Annotated in this window: 14 protein-coding genes and 1 tRNA gene; 6 read left to right on the forward strand and 9 right to left on the reverse strand. The window is 64.7% G+C overall.

Features of this window, described 5'->3' with window-relative positions:
* Positions 1-186 precede the first annotated feature (186 nt).
* From VIL88_RS02985 to VIL88_RS03000, 4 genes are all read right to left on the reverse strand, one after another.
* Entirely contained in the window at positions 187-417 is a 231-nt protein-coding gene (locus VIL88_RS02985) for a sulfurtransferase TusA family protein (protein WP_331985811.1), read from the reverse strand.
* Complete coding sequence (locus tag VIL88_RS02990; RefSeq protein ID WP_331985813.1) at positions 407-907, reverse strand: CAP domain-containing protein; 501 nt, start codon at positions 905-907, stop codon at positions 407-409. The genes VIL88_RS02985 and VIL88_RS02990 overlap by 11 nt, the downstream gene beginning before the upstream one ends.
* A 152-nt stretch (positions 908-1,059) precedes the next feature.
* A complete protein-coding gene (locus tag VIL88_RS02995) occupies positions 1,060-1,944 on the reverse strand; it encodes a hypothetical protein (protein WP_331985815.1) in 885 nt (294 codons plus the stop codon).
* A gap of 117 nt (positions 1,945-2,061) precedes the next feature.
* Positions 2,062-2,138, reverse strand: a tRNA-Arg gene (locus VIL88_RS03000).
* A 661-nt stretch (positions 2,139-2,799) separates the two neighbouring features.
* Here VIL88_RS03000 and argJ point away from each other — a divergent pair.
* The 4 genes from argJ to VIL88_RS03020 are packed head-to-tail and all read left to right on the forward strand — an operon-like array spanning position 2,800 to position 5,390.
* Positions 2,800-4,035 carry a bifunctional glutamate N-acetyltransferase/amino-acid acetyltransferase ArgJ gene (gene argJ, locus VIL88_RS03005; RefSeq protein ID WP_331985817.1) on the forward strand — a complete coding sequence of 412 codons (1,236 nt, stop codon included), beginning with the start codon at positions 2,800-2,802 and terminating at the stop codon, positions 4,033-4,035.
* A gap of 1 nt (position 4,036) precedes the next feature.
* Positions 4,037-4,783 carry a GNAT family N-acetyltransferase gene (locus VIL88_RS03010; RefSeq protein ID WP_331985819.1) on the forward strand — a complete coding sequence of 249 codons (747 nt, stop codon included), beginning with the start codon at positions 4,037-4,039 and terminating at the stop codon, positions 4,781-4,783.
* Positions 4,780-5,187, forward strand: coding sequence for a (deoxy)nucleoside triphosphate pyrophosphohydrolase (locus VIL88_RS03015; protein WP_331985821.1), 408 nt, complete (start codon positions 4,780-4,782; stop codon positions 5,185-5,187). The genes VIL88_RS03010 and VIL88_RS03015 overlap by 4 nt, the downstream gene beginning before the upstream one ends.
* Before the next feature lie 14 nt (positions 5,188-5,201).
* A complete protein-coding gene (locus VIL88_RS03020) occupies positions 5,202-5,390 on the forward strand; it encodes a Flp family type IVb pilin (protein ID WP_331985823.1) in 189 nt (62 codons plus the stop codon).
* 2 nt (positions 5,391-5,392) lie between these two features.
* Here the strand turns inward: VIL88_RS03020 and VIL88_RS03025 are convergent, their stop codons facing one another.
* From VIL88_RS03025 to VIL88_RS03035, 3 genes are all read right to left on the reverse strand, one after another.
* Positions 5,393-6,868, reverse strand: a complete 1,476-nt coding sequence (locus VIL88_RS03025) for a M48 family metalloprotease (RefSeq protein WP_331985825.1) — start codon at positions 6,866-6,868, stop codon at positions 5,393-5,395.
* The gene (locus VIL88_RS03030) at positions 6,868-7,704 is read right to left on the reverse strand and encodes a thermonuclease family protein (RefSeq protein ID WP_331985827.1); all 837 of its coding nucleotides are present in this window, start codon (positions 7,702-7,704) and stop codon (positions 6,868-6,870) included. The genes VIL88_RS03025 and VIL88_RS03030 overlap by 1 nt, the downstream gene beginning before the upstream one ends.
* A 90-nt stretch (positions 7,705-7,794) precedes the next feature.
* The gene (locus VIL88_RS03035) at positions 7,795-8,025 is read right to left on the reverse strand and encodes a hypothetical protein (RefSeq protein WP_331985829.1); all 231 of its coding nucleotides are present in this window, start codon (positions 8,023-8,025) and stop codon (positions 7,795-7,797) included.
* A 97-nt stretch (positions 8,026-8,122) separates the two neighbouring features.
* Here VIL88_RS03035 and VIL88_RS03040 point away from each other — a divergent pair, with 97 nt between their 5' ends.
* Entirely contained in the window at positions 8,123-8,734 is a 612-nt protein-coding gene (locus tag VIL88_RS03040; RefSeq protein WP_331985831.1) for a TetR/AcrR family transcriptional regulator, read from the forward strand.
* 36 nt (positions 8,735-8,770) lie between these two features.
* On the opposite strand, the gene VIL88_RS03045 is transcribed toward VIL88_RS03040, so the two are convergent.
* Positions 8,771-9,712 carry a peptidylprolyl isomerase gene (locus VIL88_RS03045; RefSeq protein ID WP_331985833.1) on the reverse strand — a complete coding sequence of 314 codons (942 nt, stop codon included), beginning with the start codon at positions 9,710-9,712 and terminating at the stop codon, positions 8,771-8,773.
* 372 nt (positions 9,713-10,084) lie between these two features.
* Here VIL88_RS03045 and secA point away from each other — a divergent pair, with 372 nt between their 5' ends.
* The gene (secA, locus tag VIL88_RS03050; RefSeq protein WP_331985835.1) at positions 10,085-12,832 is read left to right on the forward strand and encodes a preprotein translocase subunit SecA; all 2,748 of its coding nucleotides are present in this window, start codon (positions 10,085-10,087) and stop codon (positions 12,830-12,832) included.
* Positions 12,833-12,899: 67 nt separating this feature from the next.
* Here the strand turns inward: secA and VIL88_RS03055 are convergent, their stop codons facing one another.
* Positions 12,900-13,517, reverse strand: a complete 618-nt coding sequence (locus VIL88_RS03055; RefSeq protein WP_331985837.1) for a hypothetical protein — start codon at positions 13,515-13,517, stop codon at positions 12,900-12,902.
* Positions 13,518-13,519: the final 2 nt, after the last annotated feature.

A 13,519-nucleotide genomic window follows, 5' to 3' on the forward strand; every position in this document is an offset into this window, starting at 1 on the left:
ACGAACCCGACGCCGACATCGCTACCTTATCACCGTAGACCAAACCGTAGACCAGCTAACGCTATTGATCTGTGCTGCGTCTGAGCTAACTTATTGAATTTCTTAGGCAGGCAGTTGCCTTGGCTCCGGCGGGGGGCACCATTTCCCGACATAGCTGACAGAAAACGGCTCACGCGAGTCTGGCGGTCACGCGCCCTTGGTGATGGTGAAGCGCATGGTGCCGTCGGCGCTTTCGAGCGCCTGCTCGTGCCCGTTCTGGCGGCAATAGAGCGGGATATCCACCTTGGCCATGGGGTCGGTGGCAAGCACGACCAGAACCGCACCGCGCGGCAGGGCCGCCAGGCGCTTTTCCATCTTCAGCACCGGCAGCGGGCATTTGAGCCCGCGTGCATCGACCAGGTCGGGCTCAGTCGTCAAGAACCAGAACCCAGTGGATGCCGTAGCTCGAGGTGGGGTTGAACATCACGGCCACGCCGGCCTTGCTGGCATTGGCGCGCAGGCCCGCCGCATCGGCGGGGTTGTTGCGCCAGCCCGAGAATGTCTCGGCAAAGGTGGCGTAGCCGGCGCTGAGCTTCATCACTGTCAGGCCCTGCGGGGTCTTGGGCGGCGTTCCGGTCTGGGCATACTGGTTGGCCAGCGCCTGCGCCGTTCCGTCCAGCGCGGCGTCCGAGGTCAGGGCCGGCAAGCCATTGGTGGCGCGATAGGCATTGATGATGCCGATGGCTTCCGCCCGGTTGAGCTGGGCGCCTGGCTGGTCCATGCGCGCCGAAAGCCCCGCCGACAGTGCCCCGGCCGAACTGGCGCCGCCGCCAGCCAGCCCACCCATGCTGCAGGCGGCAATGGTCGTTGCGGCAAGCAGCGCCGCGAGCGGCACAAGAGCCGGCTTCAGATGGGCAAGGTGGAGCATGGTTTATCCTGGGTCAGACAAGGGGTTTGGCGCCGATTAGGGGGCGAGCAAGGCGGAATGATGGTGCCGTTGTAGGACGGGAGGACTGACAGGGGGTAAACGCGCGCCAATTCACCGCTAGCTGGGCGCTGCCGATGTGATTGCTGCCTACGTCACTCGCCTGGCGGCCGACCGGGACGACGGCGGTCCGGTTCGCCGGGCGGTGGCATGGCCAATGCGGGGCTACGTTCAGCTGTGAAGTCGATGGGGATTGTCAGCGTGCCGGTGAAGCCATTTGTCGGGCTGCCCGAGAGCGCAAGGGTCTGCTGCGCGATCTGCGTTTCCGAATTGTCGCGGAACACGTTGTCGGTTGCCAAGGTGATGCGGCTCAGGTTGGCGGTGCCGCCACCATATCGTGCATCGGCCGCATAGACGGCAGCAGCTGCCTGCTCGGGCAGCGCTATCTGCGCGGTGAGTACCGCAGCGTCGCCAGCAACGGCTGCGTCAATGGAGGAGAATATCTCAAAATGCATATGCGGCCACCTGCCGTCATAGCAGCCCGGGAAAATGGTGGTGAAGCGCACGTGGCCTTCCGCATCAGCCTCGCCGACGCCGCGCAGGTAGTTGGCCGAAGGAAGGTCATAGATGGAGTAGCGGCCCGACGTATCGCAGTGCCAGAGGTAGATGACATGGCCCGGTAGCGGCGTGCATCCGTTTGCGTCGACGAGTGTCAGGTCGAGCTCGAGCTGCAGCCCTTCGGCAGTGCCGGTCAGCCGCCCGAAAGACGGCCGCAGGTCGGTGCGGATGATGCCCTCTTGGGTCAGCGCATTCACCAGCTGCCCACCACTGGTATTGCTGCCATCAGCGGGATAGGGGCCGGCGGTCTCCCAGGGCAAGGCCACGCAGTCGAGCGCCGCGGCAGGCAGTCCGGACAGCGACAGGAGACCCGCGCCACCCAGCAGGGCCAGTAGCCGCCGCCGGCCCAGCAGTCGGGGCAGGTCATGGGCCAATCCAAGGTCATGGTCGTTGTGTTCGTCGTGGTGAAGCGTCTCTGCCATTGCCATCTCCGTCGGCTGAGGGAATGGACGCGTTCTAGGTGAGCCAACCTTGCTAGAGCTTGTGCGGCAGATGAACAGTTGGAAAGGCGCAAGGCTGCACAGAGGCGGCGGAGCCAGTGGTGATCTCGACGGGATTCGAACCCATGACCCCCGGATTAGGAATCCGGTGCTCTATCCTGCTGAGCTACGAGACCACGAATTGTGGATAGCAAATGCGGGGCGGGGGCGAAACCCTGTTTGAGCGCCTCGCGTCCTGCCGACCCGCACCCCTCCGGGCCTTCCCCGTGAAGAGGTGCCACCGCCACCAGACCAAGGCCCCCACCACGTCATTCCCGAGCAGGCGGGAATCCCCCTGCCGGACAAAGGGAGATTCCCGCCTGCGCGGGAACGACGCCGTGGCCAAAAACTTATCCCCACCCCTTCAACCGCGCGTACAATCCCCCCATCGCCTGCAGCAGAGCACGGTCATGACGAGTGATTGCTGCAGGGACTGCCGGGGAGGGTGGGTCGCCACCTTCCCGCATGGATGCTGACCACCGGCTTGCTGCTGCGGCGGGGGAGAGATCTCTCCAGGGGAGAGGTTGCGGATACGGCCAGGAGAGCTCGGCTCTTGTGGCACGATCCACCTCCGCCGTGGTTTCTTGCCGCTCGATGCATGTGCGAAAAATCCCGGCCTGATGGCGAGACCGTTCCTCACCATTCCAACTACCCTTCGAGGCTGCGGTCTCGCCATCGCCGCTCCATCCGGGCGGCACCAGAGCCGGTCCCAACCGCCACAAGCGCGGCGCCTTGCCATGTCTTGCGAATGCCCGCCGTTTGGGGCAAACCCATCGCACTTGCTTTGAGGACCCTGCAATGGCTGCCCATCCGGTTTCCCCGCTCGCCCCCAAATCCTATCCGGAGCTGCCCCCGATCGCGGGTGTGCGCTTCGCCACGGCGGAAGCGGGCATCAAGTACAAAAACCGGACCGACGTGCTCCTTATGGCCTTTGACGAAGGCACAACCGTTGCCGGCGTCGTCACGCGCTCGAAATGCTCCTCGGCCGCGGTGGACTGGTGCAAGGCCAACCTTCCCGGCGGCACGGCGCGCGGCCTCGTGGTCAATTCGGGCAATGCCAATGCCTTCACCGGTGCCAAGGGGCGGGAAAGCGTCGAGCTCACCGCCGACTATGCCGCCAGGGCGCTGGGCTGCGCCACGAGCGAAATCTTCCTGGCATCCACCGGCGTGATCGGCGAGCCGCTGGCCGCCGACAAGTTCGCCGGCGTGCTCGACGAGGCCGCTACGCGTCTGGGCGACACGCCGTGGATTGAGCCGGCCAAGGCCATCATGACCACCGATACCTTCCCCAAGCTCAATGGCGCGGTGGTGGAGCTCGATGGCGTCGAGGTCCGGATCAACGGCATCGCCAAGGGTTCGGGCATGATCGCCCCGGACATGGCCACGATGCTGAGCTTTGTGGTCACCGACATGCCTATCGCCGCGCCGGTGCTGCAGGCGCTGCTCAGCCGGCACGTGCAGACGAGCTTCAACGCCATCACTGTCGACAGCGATACCTCGACCTCCGATACGCTCTTGGTCTTTGCCACCGGCAAGGCGCAGGTCGAACCGATCACCGCGCTGGACGACCCGCGCGCCGAAGTGTTCGGCGAAGCTTTGCGCGATGTCCTCTTCGACCTTGCTATCCAGGTGGTGCGCGACGGCGAAGGCGCCACCAAGCAGGTGTCGGTGCATGTGGAAGGCGCCACCTCCGACGCCTCGGCCTTCCGTATCGCCAAGTCGATCGCCGACTCGCCGCTGGTCAAGACCGCCATCGCCGGCGAGGACGCCAATTGGGGCCGCGTGGTCATGGCCGTGGGCAAGGCCGGCGAGCCCGCTGACCGCGACAAGCTCGCCATCCGCTTCGGCGACCTCCTTGTCGCCAAGGATGGCGAACGCGCGCCCGGCTACGACGAGGCGGCGACCTCGGCCTATATGAAGGGCGAGGACCTGGAACTGACCGTGAGCCTGGGACTCGGGGAGGGCCGCGCCACCGTCTATACCTGCGACCTGACGCATGGCTATATCACCATCAACGGCGACTACCGGAGCTGAGATGGCGCTGCCCACGGTTGACGCCTTCGAGCGGGCGGGCCTTGAGGCCTGGCCCGGCATTGACATCAAATGGGACGGCAGCTGGGTGCGGCGCGCCGCCGGCGGCTATACCAAGCGGTCCAATTCGGTGCAGTGCCTCGATCCCGAAGACGGTGAGGATGCCGACCTGCGCGTTATTTCCGCCAGTACCTGGATGGTGATGCGCGGCATCAAGCCCGTCTTCCGCATCACCCCGCTGGCGGCGCCCGAACTTGTCGAGACGCTGGACGAGGCCGGCTGGCAGGAGATCGACCACAGCCACCTCTTCGCCATGGAACTGGAAGCGCAGGAGCGGGACCCCGAGACAAAGCTGTTCCCCGTGCTCGATCCGGCCTTTCTCGCCGCCCAGCAGCAGCTGCAGGGCTATGACGAGACAACCGTCACCAAGCTGCGCAACCTCCTCGCCGCCTGCACGGTGCCGGCTACGGGTGTCGTGGTCTATCGCGACGGCACCGCGGTGGCCTCGGGCCTGATGGCGGTCGCCCAAGGGATCGTCGTCACCGGCAATGTGGTGACCGACGCCACGCGGCGCCGCCAGGGCTTGGCCGCCGCCATGATGCGCAGCGGGCTCAACTGGGCCCGGTCGGAGGGTGCAACCGTTGCAGCCCTCAATGTCCAGGCAGGCAATGCCGCCGCCCAGGCGCTCTACGCTTCGCTCGGCTACGAGCATCAATACGACTACAGCTACCGCATTCCCGGTGCCCGATGAGCGATCTCAAGCTCCTTCTCGTGGTCGCCGTGGCCCTGGTCGATGCCGACCGGCGCGTGCTGATCGCCCAGCGGCCCGAAGGCAAGTCCATGGCCGGTCTCTGGGAATTTCCCGGCGGCAAGGTCGAGCCGGGCGAAAGCCCCGAGGCGGCGCTGATCCGCGAACTCGAGGAAGAGCTGGGCATCAGCACCAAGGAGGCGTGTCTGGCGCCGGTCTCATTTGCCAGCCATGCTTACGAGAGTTTTCACCTGTTGATGCCACTTTATGCCTGCCGGAAGTGGCAGGGCACGCCCCAGCCGCGGGAACATGTGGCTCTCAAATGGGTCCGCCCGCAGCAGTTGCGCGACTACCCGATGCCGCCGGCCGATGAACCGCTGATCGCCGCCCTCTGCGATCTGCTCTAGGCCCCGGGGAAGCCATGCTGGTCCTGTTGAAGTCATTTGCTGCCGACGATGCGGGCGCCACGGCAATCGAATACGGCATGCTGGCCGCCTTCATCGCCATTGCGCTGCTTGCGGGTTTCGCCCTGGTCGGCGGTTCGGTGCAGCAGCTGTTCGACAACGGCAGTGCCGAAGTGATCGCCCGGCAGACGGCGCTGATCCCCTAGAACTACTGCAGCGTCACGACCTTGTATTTCTGCCCCGGCACGATGGCGTCGCCGGGATAAAGGTCGTTGATGATATAGAAGAGCTCGGTGCCGCGGTTGAGGCCCGACATCTGGCGCGCCAGCGAATCGGCGCTGTCGCCGGCCTTGGCCGTGACGATGCGGACGGCCACCTTGCGGATCAGGCCGAGGTCGCTGGCCTCGGCGCGGCGGAAGCTCCTGAGCGTCTGGTCGGCACCCTGGGCGAAGCGGGCGCTGTCGCTCTTGGCGGCAAAGATGAAGCGATAGACCTGCCCGTCGAGGCGCATCACCGAAACGCGGAAGAACCACTGGTCGGTCTGGGCGAGACCCGATGCCGTCTCGATGCCGTTGATGCTTTGCGTCGTGACGCTGTCGGCCTTCAGCCCGGCAATCCAGCCCGACTTGAGATAGTCGGCCAGCGGCACATTGCTCTGCACATCGGCGCTGTCGAAGCGCACGGCCTCGCCGTCGCCGGCCACGCCCACCACCGCGCTCTGCGAATTTTGCAGCGTATAGCCATCGGGCACGGTGAAAGTGAACTTGGAGGCGCTGTGGATGAAGCGGCGGCCCACGATCGACCCCTGCGCCGGGCTGTCGCCGAAGGTCAGGCCGGCGATCGAGGCGAGGTAGCCGTCCGTGTCGGTCTCGCCGGACGGCTGCTGGCCGAACATGGTCTTTGCCGTGTCGAGCGCCTTCTGGATACGCGCCGGGGTGGAGGGATGGGACGACAGGAACCCGTCGCCATTGCTTTCGCCCGCCGAGAAGCTGGCAAAGCGGCTCATCACCCCAAGGAACCGGGCGGCGGCCTGCGGGTCGTAGCCTGCCTTGCCGGCGAACTTGATGCCTTCGCGGTCGGCTTCCAATTCCTGGTTCTGGCTGAAGGCGGCCATGGATTCGCGGGTGCGGTTGGCCGAGGCATCGGTCGAGGTATCGCCGCCAAAGACGCCGGTGATGACGCGATCGACGATCTGCGTCGTCCGCGTCCGGTCGGTGCGGGCCCGGGCATGGCGGAGCGTCACGTGGGCAATCTCGTGCGCCAGCACGGCGGCCAGTTCGCTGGTGTCGGAGGCCAGCGCCAGGATGCCGCGGGTCACGTAGATATAGCCGCCGGGCAGGGCGAAGGCGTTGACCTCGGAACTGTCAAGGATCGTGACCTGGAACTGCGCATTGGGCTGGTTCGCCGCGGCCAGCAGGCGGCCCACGATGCGGGCGACCATGATTTCGGCCGGACGGTCGGAATAAACCCCGCCATAGGCGGCAATGATCCGCGGATGCTCGCGCCGGCCGATCACCACGTCGTCGGGCTCGGTACCTTCGGGCACGACGGTGGGAGCGGGCACGTCGCCGGTCTGACTCACGGCGATGTTGGAGCCGGTCAGGCTGGTGCAGGCGCTCAGGGCCAGCAGCGAAACTGCCAGCACGCCATGGCGCAGACCCTTGCCGAATTGTCCCTTGCGCATCATTGCAGTGCCAGAACCTCGATCTGCTCGGGATGAGTGACTTCGATGCGTGGCCCGTCCCGGTCGTCCACCCATCCGCGAATGCGCAGCAAGGCATTCTCCAGCGTCAGCGGGTCGATACCCGCAGCCTTGAACAGCCGCAAGGCAGGCGCCTCGATCACGGCCGTGAAGTCTTCTTTCCAGAAGCGGCCAAAATTGAGATAGACCCGCCCGCCGCGCTGCTCGGCGAGAAGGACTCTGCCTTCGACAAGTTCGTAATGGCCGGCCCTGGCGAGGAGGTCGCCGGGCGCAGTCGCCGCAATGATCCTGTAATAGGGATCGCGCCAGATGCCAAGCCCGGCAAGCCGCGCGCGCCCCTCGGCGGCAAACAGCAAGTCTAGGCAGGAGCGGTTATCGGGAAAGGAATAGACCCGCGCCATGCCTGCCGCGACCATGGACTGTTGCGCCCAGATCTCGCCTTCCGGCGTGGCGACGAAGACATGCGCCAGCACCCGGCCGTAGCGGTCCATCTCTTCGCCGCCAAAGCCCAGCCGCACCGGCTTCTGCAGGGCCAGCGCCTCAAGCGCCGCCTTGGCTTCGGGCGCCAGCGGCCAGGTGGGAAAATCGGGCCGGTCGAGCGGCAGCTTGGGCGCTTGCGTGCCGATCATGCGCACGACGCGACCATCATCAAGGATAACGGTATCGCCGTCCGTCACCGAGGTGACAATGCCGCCTTCTTCCATGCGCAGCGTTTCGCAGGCCAGAGCTGCCACTGACACGGAGCTGAGGGCCGCAAGCGCGGCAAGGCGGGCGAGACTGGCGGTAAGCATGGCGACCTCTGGAAAGGTTTCGTTCACCATGCATCCTAATACGGCAAAAAAGGATGAAGAGCGGTGGCGCGGATGCCACGGCTGGGGAAATTATCCCCGCCGTGCCGAATGAGCCTATTATGCCGCTACGCGCTTCGTGCCGGCGATGAACTTCCCAAAGCGGGTGGTGATGAAGGGCACGATGAAGAAGACGATGGTTGTGGCCATGAAGGGAACAAGGATCAGGCTGCGCTGCCAGAATTCCCAGCCTGGTGTGAGGGCGGCAACGGCGGTGGCATAGACCACGACCACGGGATAGACGGCAAAGGTCATCAACAAAGCCATACGGGCGCGAGAAGCAAAGGACATGGAAAGCCTCTAATGAAACGGTACGTTTCGTTATTAACGGAACGAGCCGTTTCGTTCAAGCCTTTTCTTTTGCTGTTCCGTGGCCCATATAGGAAGCATGACCGCCACCGATATAGATGAGGCACGCCGCTCGATAGGCGCGCGACGCAATCCTGCCAGTCAGGAGGCAATCCTTGACGCGGCTGAAGCCATCATGCGCGAGGAGGGGATAGCCGGCTTCTCCATCGAAGCTGTGGCTCGACGCGCGCGGGCTGGCAAGCCGACTATCTATCGCTGGTGGCCAAACCGCACTGTATTGATGCTCGACGTCTACCGGCGCTTCAAGAATGCCACGCAGTTCCCCGATACCGGCACCTTGCGGGGCGACCTCGTCGCGTTTCTCGAGAACCAGCTCCTGGGCTTCTGGAAGGACCGGCTTTGCGGCACGGTTTACCGCGCCGTCATCGCCGAGGCGCAGACCAATGCCGATGCGGCCGAAGCGCTTTATGCCTATCAGGCCGAGCGCAAGAAGGTGGCCGTGCAGATCGTGGATCGCGCCAAGGCCCGGGGCGAGATCGGCGCCGATGTTGACGGCGATCTCATCATCGACATGATCGTGTCTTTCGCCTGGCACCAGTTGCTGCTTGGGCGGGTAGGCGAGGCCATGAAGTCGATCGAGGGCGTGGTGGACGGGATTCTCATTGGCTGCGCCGGTCTAAGGAGCAGCTGACGGCCCGCATAGAGCGGGCCGCCGCTTGCGTAATGCTTACGGCTGCGCAGGCTCTCCGGCGGCAGCTTCGGTCTCGGTCTGGGCGTCGACCGCAGCCTTGAGTTCAGCGTCCGGGATTTCGATCTCGACGCCTTCCATCAGGCGAGCGACTGTTTCGTCAAAGGTGCTCATCAGCAACTGCTGCTGCAGCTGGCCGGCGACCTGTTCGAAAGCGGGTGCTTCCGACTGACGCTTTTCTTCGAGCCTGATGACGTGCCAGCCGAACTGGGACTGCACGGGCTCGGACACCTGGCCGACTTCGGTCAGCGCATAGGCGGCTTCCTCAAAGGGAGCGACCATCATGCCCTTGCCGAAAAAGCCGAGGTCACCACCATTGGCAGCACCGGGATCGATGGACTTTTCCTTGGCAATCGTCGCGAAATCGGCGCCGCCATCGAGCTCGGCTTTGACGGCCTTGGCTTCATCTTCGCTGGCGACCAGGATGTGGCTGGCGCGGATCTCCTCGGAGGGCTCGAACTCGGCGACGAACTTGTCGTATTCGGCGCGCACCGCCTCTTCAGTCACCGACTTGGCAATGGCGTCGGCGAAATAGGCGCGGCGCAGGGCGCGGTCCTCGAGGTAGGCCAGGCGCTGCTGGAACAGCGGGGTGTCGGCCATGCCGGCGTCCTGGCCGGCCTTGGCCATGACCTTCATGTCGATCAGGACGCGCAGGAGGAAGGCCTTGCGCTGATCGGGCGGCATCTGCTGCAGCTCGGCGGTAAGATCTTCGGCCGCAAAGCCGAGATCGGCCTCGGTGATGTTTTCGCCGCCAACGGTCGCCACCACCGTATCGGGCGAGACCGGCGCCGCAGCTTCGGCAGCCGGCGCCTCGGCAGCGGGCGCGGCGGCGTCCTGCGCCAGAGCCGGGGCCAGCGCGCCGGCGGCAAGGGTCAGCGCCAGAAGGCTGGTGCGGGCAAGGCGCAAGGAAGAAGAAATCATGGTATCGGTCTCCTGGGCCGGCGCATCAGCGCCCCGGCCGTTGATGATCGGCTCAGCGCCTGGTGCCGGCGCGGGTTCTGCGGCCTGCCTCACACAGCAACGGGGCCAAAATGTGCCCCGGGGCAGCACCAGCTTGTGAGGGGATGAGAAACCCGGTTTGGCCCGGCTTTTCAGCATGCCGCGGTGGTGTCGCCCATTTCCGCGACGTTGACAAGACGGGGCCCCGCTCTTACATCTCAGCCGCTTTTTCCGCCGTCTGGCGGGGACACCACAATTCATAAGCCGGAAAGGCTTTCTCATCGCGTCGAAGCGGCCGAACGGCCCGTTCCGCACCTCCTGCTTCCCCCGATGAGCTATCAAAGGACCTGACATATGGCACTTGCTGCGCTCGCCCGGCGGATCTTCGGGTCTCCGTCCGATCGGTCCGTCAAGCGGTTCCAGGGCAAGGTAGCCGCCATCAACGCGCTCGAGCCGGAGCTGGAAAAGCTCAGCGACGAGCAGTTGCGCGCCCGCACGGCCGAGTTCAAGGCCCATCTGCAGAATGGCGGCAGCCTCGATGACCTGATCGTTCCCGCCTTTGCCACCGTGCGCGAAGCCGGCAAGCGGGTCCTCGGCATGCGCCACTTCGACGTGCAGCTGATCGGCGGCATGGTGATGAACGAGCGCGGCATTGCCGAGATGCGCACGGGCGAAGGCAAGACGCTGGTCGCGACGCTGCCGATGTATCTCAATGCGCTGACCGGCGAAGGCGCGCATCTGGTCACGGTCAACGATTACCTCGTCAAGCGCGACGCCCAGTGGATGGGCCAGATCTACAATTTCCTGGGTCTCAGCTGGGGCGTCATCGTCCACGGTCTCAGCGATGCCGAGCGCAAGGCTGCCTATGCCGCCGACATTACCTACGGTACCAACAACGAGCTCGGCTTCGATTACCTGCGCGACAACATGAAGTATACGCGCCAGCAGATGGTGCAGCGCGGCCACGCCTTCGCCATCGTCGACGAAGTGGACTCGATCCTGATCGACGAGGCGCGGACGCCCCTGATCATCTCGGGCCCATCCGATGATCGCAGCGATCTCTACCTCAAGCTCGACGCCATCATCCCCATCATCGGCGACGAGGATTTCGAGCTCGACGAGAAGCAGCGCGCGGTCACCTTCACCGATAGCGGCATCGAAAAACTCGAGGCGCGCCTCGCCGAAGAAGGCCTGCTGAAATCCGGCTCGCTCTATGACGTGGAAAACGTGGCGCTGGTGCACCACGCCAACTCCGCCCTGCGCGCCCACAAGCTCTTCCGCAAGGACAAAGACTACATCGTTCGCAACAACGAAGTGGTCATCATCGACGAGTTCTCCGGCCGCATGATGCCGGGCCGCCGCTATTCCGAAGGCCTGCATCAGGCGCTGGAAGCCAAAGAAGGCGCCAAGATCCAGCCAGAAAACCAGACGCTGGCCTCGATCACCTTCCAGAACTATTTCCGCCTCTACAAGAAGCTCGCCGGCATGACCGGTACGGCGGCGACCGAAGCGGAAGAATTCGCCGACATCTACAAGCTCGACGTCGTTACTGTTCCCACCAACGTGCCGGTGCAGCGCAAGGATGACGAGGACGCCATCTTCCGCACTGCCGCCGAGAAGTTCGACGCCATTGCCGAACTGATCAAGGAGTGCCACGGCCGTGGCCAGCCGGTTCTGGTTGGCACGACTTCGATCGAAAAGAGCGAGATGCTGGCCGAGTTGCTGCGCGCCAAGAATGTCGGCAACATGAACGTGCTCAATGCCCGCCACCACGAGCAGGAAGCCTTCATCGTCGCCGATGCCGGCCTGCCGGGCGCCATCACCATTGCCACCAACATGGCCGGCCGCGGTACCGATATCCAGCTGGGCGGCAATCTTGAAATGCGCATCCAGAAGGAGGCCGCCGGCCTCGAAGGGGAAGAGCGCGAAGCCAAGATTGCCGAGATCAAGCGCACCATTGCCGAAGACAAGGCCAAGGCGCTGGCCGCTGGCGGCCTCATGGTGATTGGCACCGAACGCCATGAATCCCGCCGCATCGACAATCAGCTGCGCGGCCGTTCCGGCCGTCAGGGCGATCCGGGCCATTCGGCCTTCTTCCTGTCGCTGCAGGACGACCTGATGCGCATCTTCCCGGTCGACAGCATGGATTCCATGCTGGGCAAGCTGGGTCTCGAACAGGGCGAGTCGATCACCCATCCCTGGGTTACCAAGGCCATTGAACGCGCTCAGGGCAAGGTCGAAGCGCGCAACTTCGACATCCGCAAGAACATCCTCAAATACGACGACGTGATGAACGATCAGCGCAAGGTGATCTTCGAGCAGCGTATCGAGTTGATGGATGCCGAGGATGTCAGCGAGACCGTGGTCGAGATGCGCCACGACGTCGTCGAGAACATCGTCAGCAAGGCCATCCCGCCGCGTTCCTACCCCGAGCAGTGGAATGTCGAGCAGCTGGAAGCGGCAGCCAAGACCTATCTCAACATCGATGTGCCGGTGAAAGAGTGGGCCGCCGAGGAAGGCATCGACGCCGAGACCGTCACCGAGCGCCTGATCGCCGCTGCCGACGCAGCAGCTGCCGCCAAGGAAGAACGCACCATCGCCAACATGGAAGCGGCTGGTCAGCCCAATCCTACGGTGATGCGCCAGGTCGAGAAGTCCATTCTCCTGCAGTCCATCGACGGTCTGTGGCGCGAGCATCTGGTGACGCTTGATCACCTTAGCAAGGTCGTCGGCTGGCGTGGCATTGCCCAGCGCGACCCGCTGACCGAATACAAGCAGGAAGCCTATGAGCTGTTCCAGGGCCTGCTGGCCAACCTGCGCGAACTGGTGACCACCCAGCTCAGCCACGTCGAACTGCAGCCGCGTCCCGTTGCCCCGCCGCAGCCCGACTTGTCGCGCCTCCGGGAAACTCACATCGATCCGCTGACGGGCGAGAACGATGCTGATGGCGGCGACACCATCGCCGACTCCCTGGGCGCCACCGGCAGCGATCCATCGCTCAAGCCGCTCGACCCCAAGCTCACCGAAGGCGTCTCCCGCAACGCCCCATGCCCCTGCGGCTCGGGCAAGAAGTTCAAGCACTGCCACGGTGCATTCGTCTAAACACAAAGGCCCGGAGCGATCCGGGCCTTTTGATTTCCGAGGCTGATGGCCTATCCGCCGCTAGCGGTCAGCACGTCACCCGTATTTCCCCAAAGCCGGTCATGCCGTCCTGCCCCGCAGACACAACGGCAATCATGCAGGCCGTGCCGGGCAGCCCAATGTTGCCGCCGGCGGCGATGACCGTGCCATCCCCAAGCGTCAGGAAGCCATTGTCGACCGAGGCGATCTCCACCGTGCCGGCCACGCCGCAGATCGGATAGCTGTCGCCGGCTCCCACCAGGAAGCGCGTGCCGGTGGGCAGGCAATCGCCATCGCTGGCCGCGGCGGTGGTCGGCGCCGTGGGAATTTCCGGTAGCGTGGCGGGTGCAGTCCCTGCGGGGGCGTTGCGCCAGTTCTCTTCCAGAATGGCGAGGCGGTTGGCCAAGTCGGTCACTGCTGCGCTCTCAGGGGCGGCCGCGCCCTGCTGCTGGTTGAAGAGTTCGAGGCTGAGGCGGAGTTGGGCAATGTCGGTGGAAAGCCGCACCACGTCCCGCTGCGTTTGCGTATAGACCCAACCGGCCGCCGCCAGGGCGGCCACGCCGACAAGGCCCACCACAAAGCTGAGGACATGGCCAGGCGCCACGCGGCGCCGCTGCGGGGCAGCAACCGGCTTGGTTTCGCTCTGGACCGGTGGTGTATCTGCCAAAG

This window comes from Devosia sp. (assembly GCF_036563435.1).
GTDB lineage: Bacteria > Pseudomonadota > Alphaproteobacteria > Rhizobiales > Devosiaceae > Devosia.

What these genes read in the sequence shown, in the direction of transcription:
- VIL88_RS02990 (WP_331985813.1), bottom strand. Translation starts at nt 907, where the DNA reads ATGCTCCACCTTGCCCATCTGAAGCCGGCTCTTGTGCCGCTCGCGGCG.
- VIL88_RS02995 (WP_331985815.1), bottom strand. Translation starts at nt 1,944, where the DNA reads ATGGCAGAGACGCTTCACCACGACGAACACAACGACCATGACCTTGGA.
- argJ (WP_331985817.1), top strand. Translation starts at nt 2,800, where the DNA reads ATGGCTGCCCATCCGGTTTCCCCGCTCGCCCCCAAATCCTATCCGGAG.
- VIL88_RS03010 (WP_331985819.1), top strand. Translation starts at nt 4,037, where the DNA reads ATGGCGCTGCCCACGGTTGACGCCTTCGAGCGGGCGGGCCTTGAGGCC.
- VIL88_RS03015 (WP_331985821.1), top strand. Translation starts at nt 4,780, where the DNA reads ATGAGCGATCTCAAGCTCCTTCTCGTGGTCGCCGTGGCCCTGGTCGAT.
- VIL88_RS03020 (WP_331985823.1), top strand. Translation starts at nt 5,202, where the DNA reads ATGCTGGTCCTGTTGAAGTCATTTGCTGCCGACGATGCGGGCGCCACG.
- VIL88_RS03025 (WP_331985825.1), bottom strand. Translation starts at nt 6,868, where the DNA reads ATGCGCAAGGGACAATTCGGCAAGGGTCTGCGCCATGGCGTGCTGGCA.
- VIL88_RS03035 (WP_331985829.1), bottom strand. Translation starts at nt 8,025, where the DNA reads ATGTCCTTTGCTTCTCGCGCCCGTATGGCTTTGTTGATGACCTTTGCC.
- VIL88_RS03040 (WP_331985831.1), top strand. Translation starts at nt 8,123, where the DNA reads ATGACCGCCACCGATATAGATGAGGCACGCCGCTCGATAGGCGCGCGA.
- VIL88_RS03045 (WP_331985833.1), bottom strand. Translation starts at nt 9,712, where the DNA reads ATGATTTCTTCTTCCTTGCGCCTTGCCCGCACCAGCCTTCTGGCGCTG.
- secA (WP_331985835.1), top strand. Translation starts at nt 10,085, where the DNA reads ATGGCACTTGCTGCGCTCGCCCGGCGGATCTTCGGGTCTCCGTCCGAT.